The sequence below is a fragment of the Pseudomonas sp. GW704-F2 genome, assembly GCF_059423025.1.
In genome coordinates this window covers 18242-35671 of the sequence record NZ_JBWKXO010000051.1, presented here as the reverse complement: position 1 = coordinate 35671, position 17430 = coordinate 18242, and the positions used below count along the sequence as shown (strand labels likewise).

Annotated in this window: 14 protein-coding genes and 1 pseudogene; 4 read left to right on the top strand and 11 right to left on the bottom strand. The window is 54.0% G+C overall.

Annotated elements, in window-relative coordinates:
• A partial coding sequence (locus tag AC07W0_RS27650) for an SAVED domain-containing protein (protein ID WP_495029346.1) occupies nucleotides 1-1110 on the bottom strand: 1110 nt, incomplete at its 3' end.
• A gap of 96 nt (nucleotides 1111-1206) precedes the next feature.
• Here AC07W0_RS27650 and AC07W0_RS27645 point away from each other — a divergent pair.
• Nucleotides 1207-1644 (top strand): AbrB/MazE/SpoVT family DNA-binding domain-containing protein, encoded by a 438-nt coding sequence (locus AC07W0_RS27645; RefSeq protein ID WP_309474185.1) that lies wholly within the window; start codon nucleotides 1207-1209, stop codon nucleotides 1642-1644.
• A 327-nt stretch (nucleotides 1645-1971) separates the two neighbouring features.
• Here the strand turns inward: AC07W0_RS27645 and AC07W0_RS27640 are convergent.
• The 5 genes and pseudogenes from AC07W0_RS27640 to AC07W0_RS27620 form a co-directional block, all read right to left on the bottom strand.
• A pseudogene (locus AC07W0_RS27640) lies at nucleotides 1972-2302 on the bottom strand (hypothetical protein).
• A 1440-nt stretch (nucleotides 2303-3742) separates the two neighbouring features.
• Complete coding sequence (locus AC07W0_RS27635; RefSeq protein WP_146013198.1) at nucleotides 3743-4165, bottom strand: hypothetical protein; 423 nt, start codon at nucleotides 4163-4165, stop codon at nucleotides 3743-3745.
• Nucleotides 4166-4201: 36 nt separating this feature from the next.
• A complete protein-coding gene (locus AC07W0_RS27630; RefSeq protein ID WP_146013197.1) occupies nucleotides 4202-6331 on the bottom strand; it encodes a hypothetical protein in 2130 nt (709 codons plus the stop codon).
• A 1-nt stretch (nucleotide 6332) separates the two neighbouring features.
• Nucleotides 6333-7796 (bottom strand): site-specific integrase, encoded by a 1464-nt coding sequence (locus AC07W0_RS27625; protein WP_017734296.1) that lies wholly within the window; start codon nucleotides 7794-7796, stop codon nucleotides 6333-6335.
• Entirely contained in the window at nucleotides 7783-8910 is a 1128-nt protein-coding gene (locus tag AC07W0_RS27620) for a tyrosine-type recombinase/integrase (RefSeq protein WP_146013196.1), read from the bottom strand. Before AC07W0_RS27620 ends, AC07W0_RS27625 begins: the two co-directional genes overlap by 14 nt.
• A gap of 542 nt (nucleotides 8911-9452) precedes the next feature.
• Between AC07W0_RS27620 and AC07W0_RS27615 the strand changes: the two genes are divergently transcribed.
• Entirely contained in the window at nucleotides 9453-9662 is a 210-nt protein-coding gene (locus AC07W0_RS27615; RefSeq protein WP_102618663.1) for a YebG family protein, read from the top strand.
• Nucleotides 9663-9717: 55 nt separating this feature from the next.
• Here the strand turns inward: AC07W0_RS27615 and AC07W0_RS27610 are convergent, their stop codons facing one another.
• Complete coding sequence (locus tag AC07W0_RS27610; RefSeq protein WP_017848678.1) at nucleotides 9718-10737, bottom strand: Leu/Phe/Val dehydrogenase; 1020 nt, start codon at nucleotides 10735-10737, stop codon at nucleotides 9718-9720.
• Nucleotides 10738-10922: 185 nt separating this feature from the next.
• Here AC07W0_RS27610 and AC07W0_RS27605 point away from each other — a divergent pair, with 185 nt between their 5' ends.
• Entirely contained in the window at nucleotides 10923-11726 is an 804-nt protein-coding gene (locus AC07W0_RS27605) for a SirB1 family protein (RefSeq protein WP_046488617.1), read from the top strand.
• Between the two features lie 15 nt (nucleotides 11727-11741).
• On the opposite strand, the gene maiA is transcribed toward AC07W0_RS27605, so the two are convergent.
• From maiA to hmgA, 3 genes are read right to left on the bottom strand one after another with little or no spacing between them, the layout of a single operon-like run.
• Nucleotides 11742-12377, bottom strand: coding sequence for a maleylacetoacetate isomerase (gene maiA / locus AC07W0_RS27600; protein ID WP_079442905.1), 636 nt, complete (start codon nucleotides 12375-12377; stop codon nucleotides 11742-11744).
• Nucleotides 12378-12388: 11 nt separating this feature from the next.
• Entirely contained in the window at nucleotides 12389-13675 is a 1287-nt protein-coding gene (gene fahA / locus AC07W0_RS27595) for a fumarylacetoacetase (protein WP_102618662.1), read from the bottom strand.
• A gap of 3 nt (nucleotides 13676-13678) precedes the next feature.
• Nucleotides 13679-14962 (bottom strand): homogentisate 1,2-dioxygenase, encoded by a 1284-nt coding sequence (hmgA, locus tag AC07W0_RS27590; RefSeq protein WP_046488623.1) that lies wholly within the window; start codon nucleotides 14960-14962, stop codon nucleotides 13679-13681.
• A 119-nt stretch (nucleotides 14963-15081) separates the two neighbouring features.
• Here hmgA and AC07W0_RS27585 point away from each other — a divergent pair, with 119 nt between their 5' ends.
• Entirely contained in the window at nucleotides 15082-15861 is a 780-nt protein-coding gene (locus AC07W0_RS27585) for an IclR family transcriptional regulator (protein WP_046384607.1), read from the top strand.
• 1 nt (nucleotide 15862) lies between these two features.
• Here the strand turns inward: AC07W0_RS27585 and dacB are convergent, their stop codons facing one another.
• Nucleotides 15863-17320, bottom strand: a complete 1458-nt coding sequence (gene dacB / locus AC07W0_RS27580; RefSeq protein ID WP_026140236.1) for a D-alanyl-D-alanine carboxypeptidase/D-alanyl-D-alanine endopeptidase — start codon at nucleotides 17318-17320, stop codon at nucleotides 15863-15865.
• Nucleotides 17321-17430 lie beyond the last annotated feature (110 nt).

Genomic DNA, 17430 nt, shown 5'->3' with positions numbered 1-17430 from the left:
GTTTTCTTTGTCCCGATCGAAGATCAGGTACGTATGTTGATGCTGCGTTGTGAGCAACGCGCCAAACTCGATGGCCAGTGCCGCAGGAATGGCAGCGAAGACGTGGATAGGATCGGGAGTCAGAGCCTCAAGCTGACTCAGTCGTATTTGGAGTGCGTCGCGAAAGGCATGAATCACCCGACGGTTCTGTACCATCGCGTAGCTTGGTTCAGGGATCGACAGCTCTGCAATACGTGCACCGGGTAGAGCGTCGGTCACGTCGCGAACTGGAACTTGTGCAGAAATGGAGAGCACCAACGCCAGTGGACCATCGCCGTTGGGTGGAGGCGTGAACAGAAAACTGGGCGGCTCAGCACACTGATCGGGCCAGCGCAAAAGATGCTCGCGGTGAAAAGAGAAGATTAAGCGTTTGGAACGATCGCCGATGCTCTGGCCCAACATCATCAAAGCTGGGATATCGGCCAAGCCTACTACTGCTAGCGCGGGCGAGTCGCCATAGGTGCCGCCCCGACGCTTGAGTTGCTGCTCCAGCTCATACTGGATGCTGTCTTTGACGTTCTGCCAATAGGCAGCGTCCCTGCCGCGCGGTCCGGGCGCAGGGAAGGCAATTTTGATGCCTTGATCGAAGGCGGTTAATCCCTCCGCAGACATCGCAGTCAATAGATCGCGAACGGGAATATCGTTGATCGTCTGGAAATGCTGACTCTGAACAATGAGAGGAATCGCTCTGCCACCATCAGGGGTCGTTGCGGCGATTCGGATGCGCTCTAGGTATGCTTGGTGTAAACCACTCAAATCATTTTCAGGATAACCGTCTGCGTCACGATCAATTTTGTCATGACAGCCTGGGCACAGGAGCATCAGGTTAGCAGTATCGTTCGTGTGCGCCTCAGCATCATGATCCGCGCGTCCCCGAGGCCCCTTGGGACTGGCGGGTAGGATATGCGCCACCTCGCCCCATTTCATTGGCTTGCCGGCACGATAGTCGAACGTTAGATCTGTGCCGCACAGTTCGCAATGACCAGCGGTCTGTGTCCATACGATCCGCTTCGTCTCATCATTCGTGTTAAAGCGCCCAATCGCGGGCTTAGCGTCTTCTGGTTCTGCCATTTCGACCTACCCCCGAGAAACATCCATGATTGAAAACGATGATGGCAAGATAAGATCATATTAAGGTCATTTGCCTCAAATTCAAGAGAGATCTGAGTGGTGACCAATGCTGAGCCAACTTCGAGCAGGACGCTTGTTTTGACTCATCGAAACGGAGTGATGGCAGCTTTCGCTTTCTGGAAAATGCTGATGGGTAATGGCGCTGACCAAAGCGTATGTTGCAGCACTTCGGGAGAGGCAGAAAATCGGCCAAAAGCAGACGGCAGTGATTATCACGCTTCAACCGGCTTAGGCATCGCGAGCATAATGAATCGTTCCTACCAAGACCAACTCGTGGAGAATATTATGATCGAAGCTCAGCGCTGGAACGTGAAATGCCAAAATCCTACAGATGGAAGTGGAGACGTCATCGTTGACTTACCTGCCGACCTACTCGTGAGCATGGGACTCAGTATCGGCGATGAATTGACCATTGAAGTGGTCGACGGAGCAATTGTTTTAACTCCTAAGTCGAAGGATCAAACTATCCCCTGAACCATTTCAGGGCTCGAGTTAAATCTCAGGTTAGCACACAGAAATTGGGGCAATCGACGGCGAAGAAAACTCTATTGGGTTAGACAAGAAACTGCGGTGCTACGCTGCAACTGGTCGATTTTTACCTGTCGCCACCCTTAGATACCTGGCTTGGGTTGGCGACCACTTAAACATTGAGAGTTGGATCGATTGATGGTGTTAAATCCAGTCCGGGATATGACTGACGCCCCTAATATTTTAAGCTTCAATCGACACGAACCTGTTAGATGACCCCGCGGTAAGTGAAGGCGGCTTAATACCCCGCGGGCGAAAAGTGAGAGTACCCACTTACATCGATGTGACCGACACTACTTTCACAAACCTAAATTTTTTTGGCCGTCTTTGTAGCTTCTCGTTCTGCAACTAGTAAGCTCAGCGTATCGGCCTCATGCACCATCTGGTGCGTCTCACCCTCGAATTCGCTCCCCACACGGAGCGTAACTTTCAACCTAGATGTGAAGCCTTTTGAAACCGCCTTTTTCCTCGCTGCCTTCCCCGGTTGCACGATCACGACATCCGTGACTGTGTCCTGAACGTCTGAGTTAATTGCGGGCGTAGAGGGCTCAGAATCACCGAATAGCGCCCCACGCATCTCATCTTCCATCAATTCCGTATTCATACTATTTCTCAGAAGAGTGACTGACAACTGTCGATCAGTAGCGGTCAATCTATCTCCTTAAAAGCCCCCGGCAATCAACTATCGGTGGGGTTTCTACAACGTTAGGAGGCGAGTTTTGAGAATATAATCACTCACAGCAATTTACCCGTTAGCAAACCTACCGGTTCATGCTCGACTCCAAATATAGCTGCAGCATCAAGGAAATGGTTCGAAGCATCACGGGATCGTCTCCGCAGTATTAGCCTCGCCTCCCTCTCGAATTGACCTTTCATGAGCCACTTGGATGTTTCGGCCTTACGTTTGCCTTTCATGGTCAATCTCATTAGGTCTAATCGTTTTTTTAGGGGGGTCTTGGGGTAAAGGTATCACCAAACGCTGGAGCATGGTGATTCACAACGCAAACCGTTCTGCCACTTGAATAAACATCACCTCAACCATTCTAGTTTCGGCAATGACCGCAAGAGTAGCGCTGCCGTACTGATGCATAGCTGCCGGCGGAAAATATCCGAATATATCCTGCTGACTATAATCTATAGTCACCAGGATATATTCAGATAGGTGTGGGAGCACTTAGCATTCAGCGGTAACAGTCAGTCATAAGAAAATTATCAATTAAGACAACTTCGGTCCAGCCACATCAACAGAGTGAAGACCTGAAAAGTTCTGCGGCTGAAACGGTATACCAAAAGGTGTTCCCAAAGCGCAGAAAACATTTAAACCAGTAAAACAAACACAATATTTATTGAAAGTAAGAAGCATATCCACATTATCAAAATTTTGTGAACACGAATAACGCTTTTCTGCATAAAGTCTGGCACAGCACCAATCATCTCTCTAAATATTCCGAGGGTGCGCTTTACGCACGTAAGGATTTCTGATCATATTTACAAGTTTTAGTGCATACAGTCTGAGCAATTCGTGGTCAAGACTCTGGCTTTGAGGAATCAAGCTTCTGAAGAAGAGTTTTCGTTAACCCGGAATTTTCATTGTCATACTTTCTGAATGTATCTTCAAGATGATAATGCCGTCCGTTTCCCAGTACTTTAACGCATTTAAATCCAACCTGGTCAGGTTATCTTAAATTTTTACACCTATTGTAGGCCCGCCTTCAACTTAGAGGATTCACGACACAAAATATTAAAATTAAAAATCCGCTGATTCTTCTTATTTACCAACTTCAACAAAGCTCGTCTAGTTGAAATGCCAATCACCAAAATTAGCAAACTGAATTTAATAATGACTGAAGCCGCCTACATATTAAAAGCCATATAAAATTATGCACGGCCATTTTTATTCAATGAGCGCGCCTTAGCTTCGAGGGTAAGTAAATCATTTGATCATATCCCTTATCTATGGGTATCGCTGAGGTTGGAATAGATTTAATAATTCGCGCCTACACTTCGAATCAAGTATAAAAAATTGATTTCTACCGAATTGCAGCTAAGGGTCCATAGCATGTAGACGCACCTCCGGCATTCGATTGCAAATAGGGCATTCGACCACACCTGCCATATCACGCCTAATAAACTTAGAAATATCTAACGACTCTTTTACGATAACGCTGATCACGTGCAAATATTGCACGCGCAACGCCTCATAACTCATGATTGTACGAGTCAAGTCATTCTCTAGCTTTGAAATTTTCACTTTTAAATTGGCAGCGTGCGAGTCCTTGTCCAGACTATATTTTTTAAGAGAAAGTGTAGATATGGCTTCATCAAGCTCCCCCTGATGCTTCCTGATAGTTTCTCTAGAAACGCTCGCAAAAACGGCTAATTCCTTTTGGCTATATACATATTGTTCCCCACGACTTAGATATTCAGTATTCAATGCATTCAACGACTTATTAAGATACTCACTCAACCGCTTTCCTCTACGCTGCATTTTGAGTCTCCGGCGCTACTTAAGTTGGCGAACCTCCAACAGGCGAGCGGTACTTCTTGCCACGCGGCTGAAATGGACATCTTGATGACCACCTTCCCCACCGTTCGCTTGAATATATTCCCTAATAGTATTAGCATCATCATTGATTTTTTTCAGCTCAATAAATTGACCTTCATTCTCTACATCCACCACCAAACTTTCACAGCAGTCTCCTCGCTCATTGACTGACAAGCAAGAGAGACTATGCCTGCACGTTTTCAGAGCTAAATCTAATGTACATCCCCCATGTGGCATTGGATTGACAATCCGTACTGCGGCTTTGAGGTATTGTTCGGCAGTTTGGCGATCGGTCATGCCCAAAATGTTATAAGTCTCTTGTATTTGCCCAATGGCTTTATCTTGCCGGATGCTTGTCAGCAAATCCTGAACAACTTTGCTTCTATCGATCGCTAACGTCTGATCATATACTCGCGCCTGCGCTAAGCTTTTTCTAGACAAGAGCGCATTAACTTGCAAATCAGTCAGCCCCCCTTGCTTGTAAACAGTATTCAACCAGTGTCGTATATCATGCCATGTGAAAGTGGCAACATTACCAGTTCTAGGATCAATAACATTGTATTTAGAAAAAACTGAATCTAGGCCTTTCGCGGCATCGGCCAGCCAATAACAAAATTGTGCTCGAGATACCATCGTATAATTAGCCAAATCCGTATTGAACGAAGTATGAAAAAAGAAACGGGGTAGAACCATCAGCGCATCCTCAACCTCAAGCACTGCACCAGTACCATCTCGAATAACTGGCTCAATTTGTTTATGAAATTCTCCCTCAAAATTGGAGTCATATGTAAATGGGAACGATTTTTTCAACAACTGATCCGAAAGACACACATCAAAAATCTTCCTCACAATACTAGTCGCTGTTTTGTGATGCCTAAAGCGCATCTGATAAAACTGCTCGAAGCGATTGAATGAAACCGAATGAGGATGCACCAACAATACTTCCCTCCAATTAGGAGTATCAAGCGTCACAGGAAACGAGCGCCAATTCGAATCAAAAGAATAATAGACACCTTCTTTAAGTGCCATTTGCCTGTTAACCTGTCTTTTAAAATGCCTTGCACTAACACCTACATACTTAGCTCCTCCAGTGATACCCAGGCGCCGCTGGACTCCAACAAAATCTATAAATTGATTACGTTTACTAACCCAAACTGCATCAGGCGTAAAGATACTAAAGCTGGTGGTCCACTCGTGACAAAATCTCCTCGCATAGTACTCTGTAGCTTCCGGCGATTTCCAAACCTTATACCAATCGACAGCCGATGATTCTTTTCTTTTGCGCGCTATACGTCTGCCCTCCACTGTTAGGTTCTTCAAGAACTCGACTGCACTTTTAACTGCCGGCAGCAAATCCTGTGGAAACAATCTCAACGTCTGACCTTCGACCTTTTCGGGAAACAGTCTGAGCACCCACGCGCCCTCATGAAATACTAAACAATCAACTGGCAAACTTGCCAGCTCGCCAACACGCCCCCCCATTGCTGAATTCAGTACAATTGCATTTATAAAAAAGCGATCTTTCGGAGCAAGACTTTCGTTCGACGCTAGCCCGAAAAAATCTCTCATCACCTCAATAGGTATGAGTTTATTACGTCTCCCTTCCTCAGTTCCATCCCGACCATGCTCTATAGTGCTGGTTGCGAGCGCCTTATAACTTATTCTAAGACCTAGATTTATTCTCAGCCAAGAACCAAAATTAAATAACTTTTTTTGAAGATTGACGTTATTCCCCACGGCAATTTCAAAATCACCATTATTCACCTGCATAATACTTTTTGACCCTAAGATTTCGTCCAGTTTTTTGATAGCCCTCATATCTCCAACGGCGGTAGCATCACAGATATTAGATTTCCAGCGCTTATTTAATATGTATGCTTTAGCTACAGCTCTGAGACCAAGATTACTAATGGACGAAAAAAGAACATTTGAATATCGCGCATTACCGGGACGTCTTTTCCAACGCAAAACATTCCATTTGTCAGAAAAAAAATCGATATCATCTTCCAAAATCTGCATCCACCGCGTGCACTTATCGATTAGTTGACTTGGCATACCGATTGCTTTTAATTTCTTTAATAATTCCAATTTAGTCACCTGCTTCGATTTTAACAATCACATCTGTGATGGATTGATAAACACGCTCCAACTCTTTAAGCACTTTACTACGTTCGGATCCGTTGATTGCCGCATTCCACTTATTCAACATAGCTTCTATGTAATTCAAAGACCGGTAGTGATCGGCATCTTTCCAAGCGATAAAAAATGGACATCCGTTATAACAGCTAAAAAATGGGTGTTTAGTACAAGCAACTTGACTTCCACAGGACCCCACTACTGCGGGGGCAGCTATAACTGGGATCAGTATTGGATTACCTGGCGAAATCGGCGCTATCTTCCCTGCAAAAAATGCAGCTGTGAGCTCGGAAAAGATACCGCCTAACTTTCTTCCGACACGATCCAAGAGTGGACAAAAATCAGATACTAGGCAGTCAATATATGCGTTTACTGCGAAAAGGCTCTTATGCTCCAACACATACCTTATCTCTTCGCTAGTACATCCCTGCATGGCCATTTGTGTTGCGCCGCTATGACGAATACGATAAGGCGTCAAAATCAAGATTTCGTTGGTTCTAGGGCTAATGATTTTCTTTTTTCTGGACCAGTTTTTTATCATAGCGTCGAAATTCGATTTTGTGCCAGGTTTAGATGTTACAATTAGCCGCCCCTTAGCCTTTTGACACTCACTTACGCCTTCACGCTTTCCATACTCTAAAATTTCATTAGCTAGTTCAGCTGTAATAGGCCACAAATCACTGGGCTGTCCCGCGTTATACTTAATTTTCGGAATTCTCAAGAAGAATTCTTTTTCACCTAAAATACCTGGCGGCGACCAGAGAGCCTCAATATCCATACTTGAAATCTGCATTGGTCGCTTGAGCGTTTCAAAGGAAATCCAAACAAAAAGTCTTGCAACATTTTCATCCCATGACTCGTTCCCACTCTCAAGCATCGCTCGGCGCACCAACTCCAGCTCTGCGTTAGTCAAAGCCCCACGTTTTTTATCCCAATCCGATATAACTCTTGTCGATGGCGAGCCCACTGCAATTTGATTAAGTTCAGCAGCGTAAATTTCGTCCGCCTGGGCCAAACCATTATCAGCACAATATGTATAAAATTTTCTAAAACAAAGCCTTATAGACTTCGACGCGGTAGCGAACATCTCAAAAAGTTCATGCCATGACAACGACGAAAAATTTTTCCACTCATCCTTCCATACAACAGCCATCATCTTTAATGCTGACTTCACTTCATTTACAATTGCCGGCGTATGGTCTTGAAGTTTATCACACACATATTCGTATGCTGCATCAACTACCTGAGAGCAAAACAGGTACATGGAAAAGTCAATCCAATACCTTCTGCCCCTCCAGATACTTTCTATCCTCGGCCCAGTCACATCAATCAACAAACAGGAAGAAGGATCAGCGTAACACTTTATGAAGATATTCCCGTCGCTGTTTACATACTTCCCCTGTTCATTGACTTCCATTCTGAACCCTCCTCTTATTATTTTCAGTAACTTTTCTACGTGTAGAATCTCTCACTGCCCGGTTTGCATAAAGAAGCAAAGACGTTTCACTTCGCCATCCCCCCATATATACGATGCTATCGATTGCAGCGCTTCGGTCAGGAGATTCCTGAGCTGCAATATATAATCGGTTAAACTTTGAATGGCGAAGCAAATGCCATCTAAACGTTACTCCAGATTTCCGCTGAATGACATTTGCGATGCGGCTCGCGGCAGAACAAGACAAAGGTTTTCCTGCGCCAAAACTTCCATGCGCAACAAACAGATAATCATGATCTAAAAAATTAGTCACTCTCATCTTGCCCCTGATAAATTTCTTCATGACCCTATATTTCTTTACATACAGCTCAAGCAATCCAACTAGATCATCATCCTCAGGCTGCATATACAAATATCGACCTAGCGTTTTAACTTTTGGATTATAAGGAACTCTGGAGTCTAGATTGCTATTTCTTCTATCCAGATGAACTATTTCAACATACGGATCACTACCCGACAAATTCAAATCTTCCAACCTAAGCGATAGTGCCTCACCAATTCTTAATCCAAACGCTTTTACGAGTCGCCATAATAAATAATTTCTATGACAAATACCCTTGTCAAATTTTGCCTCTTCAAATTCATGTAGCAAGAGATTCTCGATTGAATTAATTTCACTATCGCTCAAGTCCAAAGCGAGTTTTCCTCCCTCCCCTCCAATGGTCGCCTTACTCCAAAAAAAACGCTGCGTATTAACGAGGGCAATTAACTCCACATCCGCCTTAATCAGCTCACTCGAGCTTACATAGTTGAAAACAAACCACACGACAAAAGTTTTACAGCTTTGCATTACCTGCCTATTGTAGGAGCTGATAGTGTTTGAGTCTTTGTCAACCACCTCACTGAGCCAATCCGAGAAACTTTTTATTTGTTTATAGCGAAGCCCAAATCCACTCAATAGATAGAATTCTAAATCGACTTTTCCTTCGCTAGCCCAAGTAAATAAAAATGCTACGTGATGAAACAGGGTAAATATGCTACCTTTGTTTTTTCTTTCCCCTCGGGCGTACGCTGCCTCGAAAAGCGATGCAGCCAAAGACGGAACCAGTGTTCTAGAATTGACAAATAAGCATCTACCGATCCCTTCGGCTTGAAACTTGACTAGTTTATACCGTAGATTTTTTCGACCCTTCGATATGCGAAGATTAACTTTCACAGTTCACGCCCCCATTTAGATTCGCAGGCGTCCGTCCATATGCAGCCAAACAATGCACATCGATATAGATTTTTCTTACCTATAGCGAACAATAACGAGCGGAAGATCACAGACACATAGAATTTCTTGCCCATGGGCTTAGCATCCCACCAAGCAACGCCCGGTAGACCAATTAGAGATTCGGCTCGAAATTGATATTGAAGGTGTGATCTTTTAATACACATGCGCACAACCCCGACGTCTTAGTAAACGTTCGTGGGTACAGATGCGCGTCAGCGGACTCCGACAGGCGGTCGCTATCTATGGTCCCGAGGCGTTGCGATGACGCCCCTAATTGACGATAGCGCGCTATCAGCAGGTTCGCCACTCCGCAATTTAATATATTCCTAAAATTAAGTAGGCACCTTTCGATCCACTAAATCATGGATAAAGCCGAAGCTGACCGTCATGACAAGATGCTTGAACTCGCTGAGTTGCTCGCAGAAGTGTTGCAAAAAGCTGTGCCGTCGTTGAGCGAGCAGCAGGTTGAAGAGGCCGGGATCTACATGGCGAAAAACCGCGATGTCTTTGCCAAGGCGTTCAGGAGCCAACCGGACGCGCTGTCCGAGTTGCTGAACCCGCCAGCGGAATAAAGCCCGAATTGAACAGGCCCTGAATCGATGATTCAGGGCCTTTTTAATGCGTGGGCTAGCGGTAAAGCAGGCGCTCGGCCAGTTCATCGGCAACCCGTGCAGGGGAGCGTTTTTCGGCCTGGGCGTGGGCGAAGATTTCGGTCAGGCGCGTGCCGATATTCGACAGGTGCGCGGTGATGGTCGGCAGTTCGGCGCCGCTGTGCTTGAGGGCGACGTAGATCAGGCCACCGGAGTTGATCACGTAGTCCGGGGCGTAGAGGATGCCGCGCCCTTCCAACTGGTCGGCGACTTGCAGGTTGGTCAGTTGCGCACTGGCGGAACCGGCCACGGCGGCGCAGCGCAGTTGGCCGACGCTGTTGCGATTGAACACGGCGCCGAGACCGCAGGGCGCGAGGATGTCGCAGGGGGTGCTGAGCAAGGCGTCATTGGCGATCGGGTGTGCGCCGAGTTGCTCCATGGCCAGTTGCACTTTGCCTTGGTCGATGTCGCTGACCAGCAGTTCGGCGCCGGCGGCATGCAGTTGTTCGGCGAGGGCGTAACCGACGTTGCCCAGGCCCTGGATCGCCACGCGCAAGCCTTCGAGATTGTCGCTGCCCAGGCGCGCCATCGCGGTGGTGCGGATACCGGCGAATACGCCCATGGCGGCATGGGGCGCAGGGTCGCCGGCGGCGGTGGTGCTGGTGACGAAGCGGGTTTGCTGGGCAATGCAATCCATGTCGGCCACCGAGGTGCCGCTGTCGATGGCGGTGATATAGCGGCCATCAAGTTGCTCGACACATCGCCCGAAGGCTTCAAACAGGGCTGCGCGGCTTTCCACATGGGCGGGGCGCAGGATCACGGCGCAACCACCGCCCACCGGCAAACCCGCCAGGGCGGCCTTGTAGCTCATGCCTTGGGCCAGGCGTGCGGCGTCGGCCACCGCGCTTTCGTCGTCGGGATATGCGAGGTAACGGCAACCACCCAGGGCAGGCCCCAGGCGGCTGTTGTGGATGGCTATGATCGCCTTCAACCCGGTCGTCGGGTCGATGCTGAGGTGCAGCGATTCAAGGCGGGTGCTGTGCATGAGAGCAAACATCGTCAAGCTCCCGAATCACTTCTGGTGTCGCCAAGTATAGGCCTGCGGCAGAAAACTGCCGAAGTGCGCGGGAATAAGCCACCCGGTTTTGCGGGGCCAGCGACATAAGCAAGTAGGATATCTCTCAAGCTACTGGACGAAAATTCTCAGCAAGGCTAAAACGGGAGCATCCGCCGGAGAATGCAATGAACCCCCGTCACGCCTTTTTCGCCTGCCTGGAACGTTCGCCCCCTGCGCTGTTTGAAGCTGCGCTGTGGATTGCGGCCGAGCATGACCCAACGGTGCAACCGCTGTTGATCCTGCAGGAGCTCAACGTGCTGCAACAGCAGGTCAGCCTGGGCATGCCCCTGTTGCCGGCGGATGAGCTCGGCCAGCCGTTGCTGCGACGCCTGAATGACCTGGGGTTCGCCCAGGATGACTTCACCCCGCTGCGCCCCGCCGCCGCGCTGCTGGACAAGGTGTTGCAGCGCAAGCGCGGGCAACCCCTGGCCATGGGGCTGATCGCGATGGAACTGGCGCAACGCCTGAATATCCCGATGGTCGGCGTCAACTTCCCCGGCCACTTCCTGCTGCGGGTACCCGGCGCCGATCACCTGCTCGACCCTTGCGGCGGCCGACGCCTGTACCCCAACGATTGCCGCGAACTGTTGCAACGCCAATACGGCCCCGACCTCAAGCTGCAAGCCGACCACCTGCGCACCGCCAGCCCACGCTCGATCCTGCAACGACTGTCGCGCAACCTGCGCCAGTTGTACCTCTCCAATGACGACCCGCTGGCCGCCCTGGTCGACGCCGAGCGCGTGCTGGAACTGGGCCATGCCAGCGCCGCCGATTACCTGGCGCGGGCCAGCCTGTATCAACGCCTGGACTGCCCAAGCGCCGAGCGTTTCGACCTGGAGCACGCGCTGCTGCTCAGCGAAGACCCGATCCAGCGCCTGCGCCTGACCCAGCGGCTGGGCCACTTGCCGCCCAACTCAGTGATTCACTGAACACAACGAGCGCGTCTAGGGTGTATCAGGCTGGTTGGCAGGGTGCGCCTGGATAAACGCCGGATGCTGCGCCGCCAAAGCCGCCACCCGCCCGATACGCGGATACCCCGCCAACGCCACCTTGAAGCGCTCGGCGGCATACAGCTGCGGAATCAGAAACGCATCCGCCAGCCCCGGCTGCTCGCCAAAGCAAAACCCGTGATCGCCAATCAACTGCTCGACCGCGTCCAAGCCCTGGCTGATCCAATGACCGATCCAGGCCAGCACCTGGGTTTCATCATGGCCCCACTGGCGCAGCAGGTTCTGGGTGCTGGAGTTGTGCAGCGGGTGAATGTCACAGGCGATGATCGACGCCACCGCACGCGCATGGGCGCGGGCTGCCAGGTCCCGGGACAGCAGCGGCACCTGTGGATAACATTCCTCCAGGTATTCGATGATCGCCGACGACTGGATCAACAGTTCGCCGTCATCGGTACGCAGCGCCGGGACGCGACCTTGTGGGTTGATCGCCAGGTACTCCGGCTGGCGATGGGCGCCGCCCGCCGGCGCCACAAGGTTGACTGGCACGGCGGTGAAGTCCAGGCCCTTGAGCGCCAGCGCGATCCGTACCCGGTACGACGCAGTGGACCGATAGTAAGTGTAAAGCTCCATCGCCCTGCCCCTCAGCGCGCCGCGACCACCGTGCCACGGCATTCGCCGAAGCCGATGGAGGCAAAACCGTCACGGCTGCAACGGCCGCGCAGGATGATTTCATCACCGTCTTCGAGGAATTTACGCACCTCGCCCGACGCCAGTTCAATCGGCTTCTTGCCGCCCTCGGTGATCTCCAGCAGGCTGCCGAACTGCCCCGGCTGCGGCCCGGACAAGGTGCCCGAACCGAACAGATCGCCGGCCTGCAACTGGCAGCCATTGACGCTGTGGTGCGCAACCATTTGCGCCACGGTCCAGTACATGTACTGGGTGTTGCTCAGGGTCAGGCGCTGGGCCGGCAGGTTCTGTTCACGCATCGACGCCGTGGTCAGCAGCACCTCCAGCTCGATATTGAACGCGCCCGCCGCCTGATCGCGTTGATCCAGCAGGTACGGCAGCGGCTGCGGATCGCCTGCGGGACGAGCCGGTTGTGCCTGGCGGAACGGCGCCAGCGCTTCGGCCGTCAGCACCCACGGCGAGATGCTGGTGATAAAACTCTTCGACAGGAACGGCCCCAGCGGCTGGTACTCCCAGGCCTGGATATCCCGCGCCGACCAGTCGTTGAGCAGGCAGAAACCGGCAATGTGCTCGGCCGCCTCGCCAATGGCAATCGAGTCGCCCATGGCATTGCCCTGGCCGATCCAGATGCCCAGCTCCAACTCGTAATCCAGCCGCGCGCAGGGGCCGAAGGTCGGCTCGGTCTGGCCGGCCGGCAGGGTCTGGCCTTTGGGGCGGCGCACCTCGGTGCCGGACGGGCGAATGGTCGATGCACGGCCGTGATAACCGATCGGCACGTACTTGTAGTTGGGCAGCAGCGGGTTGTCGGGGCGGAACAGTTTGCCGACGTTCTGCGCGTGTTCGATGCCGACATAGAAGTCGGTGTAGTCATTGATCTTGGCGGGCAGGTGCATCTGGCAATCGGCGGCGCGGTGCAGCACTTCGGCCTCGCGTGCTTGCAGCGGGCTGCCCTCCCCGAGCAATGCCAACAGGCGCTCGCGCAGGGCCACGCGCGGGCCACGGCCGAGCTCGAAGAAGGCGTTCAACTGCCCGCCGGCAGTGGCGTCGACGGCGCGCAGCGCTTCACCGTCAAACGCATCGCGGGCGGCCAGCAGGTCGAGAATGCAGTCGCCGATCGCCACGCCACTGCGCGGCGCCGCGCCGTCGATGCTGAACACCCCCAGCGGCAGGTTTTGCAGGGGAAAATCACGATGACCGTTGGCGCTGGTGACCCAACTGCGGGCGAGCGTTGATTGCGTCATGGGTTATCTCCGGTTCGGGTCGAAGGTGACGGGCAGCGAGGCCCAGCACGCGTCATAAGCAGATTGTAGTTGCGGGCAGTCCAGGGCGAAGCGCGTCGGGCGCAGCACTTGGCTGGTCTCGAACATGAACGCCATGGTGTCGTCGATCTTGTGCGGGGCCAGCTCGACATTGATCGCCTTGGTGCAGGTCTCGCCATCCGGGCCGTGGGCGCTCATGCAGCTGTGCAGCGACGCGCCGCCGGGCAGGAAGCCTTCGGCCTTGGCGTCGTAGGCGCCCTGGATCAGGCCCATGTATTCGTTCATCAGGTTGCGGTGGAACCACGGCGGCCGGAAGGTGTTCTCGGCCACCATCCAGCGCGGCGGGAAAATCACGAAATCGAGGTTGGCCAGGCCATGCACGCTGGTGGGCGAGGTCAATACGGTGAAGATCGACGGGTCGGGATGATCGAAACTTACCGTGCCGATCGTATTGAACCGACGCAGGTCGTATTTGTACGGCACGTTGTTGCCATGCCAGGCCACGACGTCGAGGGGCGAATGGTCGAGTTCGCAGGCCCACAGTTCGCCGAGGAATTTCTGCACCAGGGTCGTCGGCTGCTGGCGGTCTTCGTAGTGGGCAACCGGGGTCAGAAAATCACGCGGGTTGGCCAGGCCGTTGCTGCCGATCGGGCCGAGGTCCGGCAGGCGCAGCGGGGCGCCGTGGTTTTCGGCGACATAACCGCGCGCCTGCGCATCCAGCAGTTCGACGCGGAATTTCAGGCCGCGTGGCAGCACGACAATTTCCAACGGCTCGACCTCCAGCACCCCGAGTTCGCTGGCGATACGCAAGCGGCCCTGCTCGGGCACGATCAACAGCTCGCCATCGGCGTTGAAGAACACGCGCTGCATCGAACGGTTGGCGCCGTAATGGTAAATGCTGATACCCGACGGTTGCTCCGCCCCGGCATTGGCCGCCATGGCGACCAGGCCATCGATGAAGTCGGTCGGCTCGCTCGGTATCGCCAACGGGTCCCAACGCAGCCGATTCGGCGTCACCGCGCCCAGCGGCCCACCGGCCAGTTGCCGCTCCAGTTTGACGAACGCCGGATGATGGGCCGACGGCTGGATGCGATACAGCCAGGTACGGCGCGCTTCACTGCGCACCATGGTGAAGGCCGTGCCGGAGAAGAGTTCGGTGTACAGGCCGTAAGGCGCTTTTTGCGGGGAGTTCTGGCCGACCGGCAGCGCGCCGGGCAGGGCTTCGCTGGCGAATTCATTGCCGAAGCCCGAGAGGTATTCGAGGTTCATGGATCATCCTCTGACGGAAGTTGTTTTTATCGTAATCCAGTTACGCACAACGTAATTTGATCGCTGTCGACCGTCAAGCTATAAAGACGCCCACTCATCTCTCGGATTCCCGTTGCCCCATGGAAAAGCCCCGCGACACCGGTAAACAGAAAGTCCGCTCGGCCGAAGTGGGCACCGACATCCTCAAGGCCCTGGCCGAACTGTCGCCCTCCACCTCGCTGTCGCGCCTGGCCGAGCATGTGCAGATGCCGGCGAGCAAGGTTCACCGCTATCTCCAGGCCCTGATCGCGTCGGGCTTCGCCGAGCAGAACAGCGCCACCAACCATTACGGCCTGGGTCGCGAAGCATTGCGCGTGGGCCTCGCCGCACTGGGCAGCATGGACGTGCTCAAAGTCGGCGCCCTGCCCCTGGCCGAGCTGCGCGACGAGTTGAATGAAACCTGCTTCCTCGCGGTGTGGGGCAACCAGGGTGCGACCGTGGTGCAGATCGAACCGGCGGTGCGCGCGGTCACCGTGGTGACGCAACTGGGCTCGGTGTTGCCGCTGCTCAGTTCATCCACCGGGCTGGTGTTCAGCGCCTTTTTGCCAGCGCGGGAAACCATCGAATTGCGCGAGCGCGAGATCCAGGCGGGCATCGCCCACGCCCTGGCGGACGACCAGGCCTACGCCAGCGCCTGCGAACAGATCCGCGCGCGTGGCTTGCACTTTGTGCATGGCCTGCTGATGCCGGGTGTGGATGCGTTGTCGGCGCCGGTGTTCAACGCGGTCGGCCAGGTGGCGGCGGTGATGACCGTGGTCGGCCCCACCTCGCTGTTCCATGCCGATGAAGACGGCCCGGCGGCGCAGCGCCTGCTGGCGGCGACCCGGGCGGTGAGTTGGCGGATGGGCTACCAGCCCTGAGTCAGTCGCGCCATTGCGTCAGGGCGACCGCCAGGCGGTTCTCCAGAGCGCGGACCGGTGCGGCGTCGCTCAGGTAGTTGTTGCTGATCATCGAAAACACCAGGCGCCGCCCGTGGGCGTCGGTGAGGTAACCGCTCAATGACGACACGCCGCCCATGGAGCCGGTCTTGGCATGCAGGTTGTCTTGCGCCGGCGTGCCGCGCAGGCGATAACGCAGGCTGCCGCCGCTCATGCGCGCGGGGTTGCCGGCAATCGGCAAGGCGTTGTACCACGCGTCGAACCAGGGTTGCCTGGACGTCGCCAGCAGCAAGTCGGTGAGCGTCTGCGCCGACACCAGATTGCGCCGCGACAACCCCGAACCGTCCACCTGATTCAGGCTCGCCGGGTCCAACCCCTGGCGCCGCATGAACGCCGCCACCGCCGCCACGCCCGCCTGCGCGGTTCCGGCGTTCGCGGTCTGGCGGCCCATGGCCTTGAGCAAGGCTTCGGACATGTTGTTGTTCGAAAGTTTGAGCAGCGGCGTGATCAGTTCCTGCAACGGGGCCGATTGATGCTCCGCCAGCAGCCGCGCCGTCGCCGGACTGCTGCCTCCGATCACTCGACGGCCCAGCACCTGGATGCCCTGCTGCGCCAATGCCTGTTCAAACAGATTGGCCACCAGTTGCGTCGGTTCCCACACACTCACCCATTGCCGGCTGTGCTTGCCCGGCGCCAGCGCGCCCGTGAGTTGCAGCAGGTTGGTGCCGTGCTGGCGCGTGATCCCATAGCTGTTGCCGGGGCCGCTCACCGCGCGGTTGCTCAGTTGCACGTAATCGGTGGCCGGGCTGATCGCCACACTGACCGGCTGGCCGGGGCTCATGGGCGCGGTGGCGGTGACCATCAAGGTGCCCGCATCAAAATCAGAATTGGGTGACACGGTCAGCGCCGAAATCTGCGCGCCGTAGTAGGTGCTTTCATCGTCCTGAGCCCAATCCACGCCTAGGCGCTGCGCATCGAACCAGCTGTCGTCGAACACCAGGTCGCCCTGCACCTGACGCACGCCTTGGCTCGCCAGTTGCGCGGCGAGTGCCTGGTAATCGGCGAACTGCGTGGTCGGGTCGCCCAGGCCGCGCAGGTACAGGTTGCCGTTCAGGCGCTCGCCTTGCTGCGCGCCGTTGCTCAGCAGTTGGGTGGAAAACCGATACTGCGGGCCCAGCACGTCCATCGCCGCCGCGGTGGTCAGCAGCTTGAGGTTGGAGGCCGGCACCAGCCGCGTGCGAGGGTTGTGTTGATAGAGCGTGTTGCCGCTGCGGGCGTCGCGCACCACGAGTGAAACCGTGGCGCCATTGAGGGCCGGGTCGGCCAACAGGCGGTCCAGGGTTGAAGGGCCGGCGGTCGGCGCAACGCTGGCGCAGCCCCCCAATAAAACGCTCAAGCCAACCAGCATCGCGCTGGTGTGTAACCCTCGTGCAAACCGCATCAGTACCGTTTTCCGCAAAGCCGTCAGTGGCGGCAACGCTAACAGCTCATGCCGTTTGTGGCGAGAGAGCGTGCTCGCGCTGGAGGGCGAAGCGCCCCTGACAGGCTCGA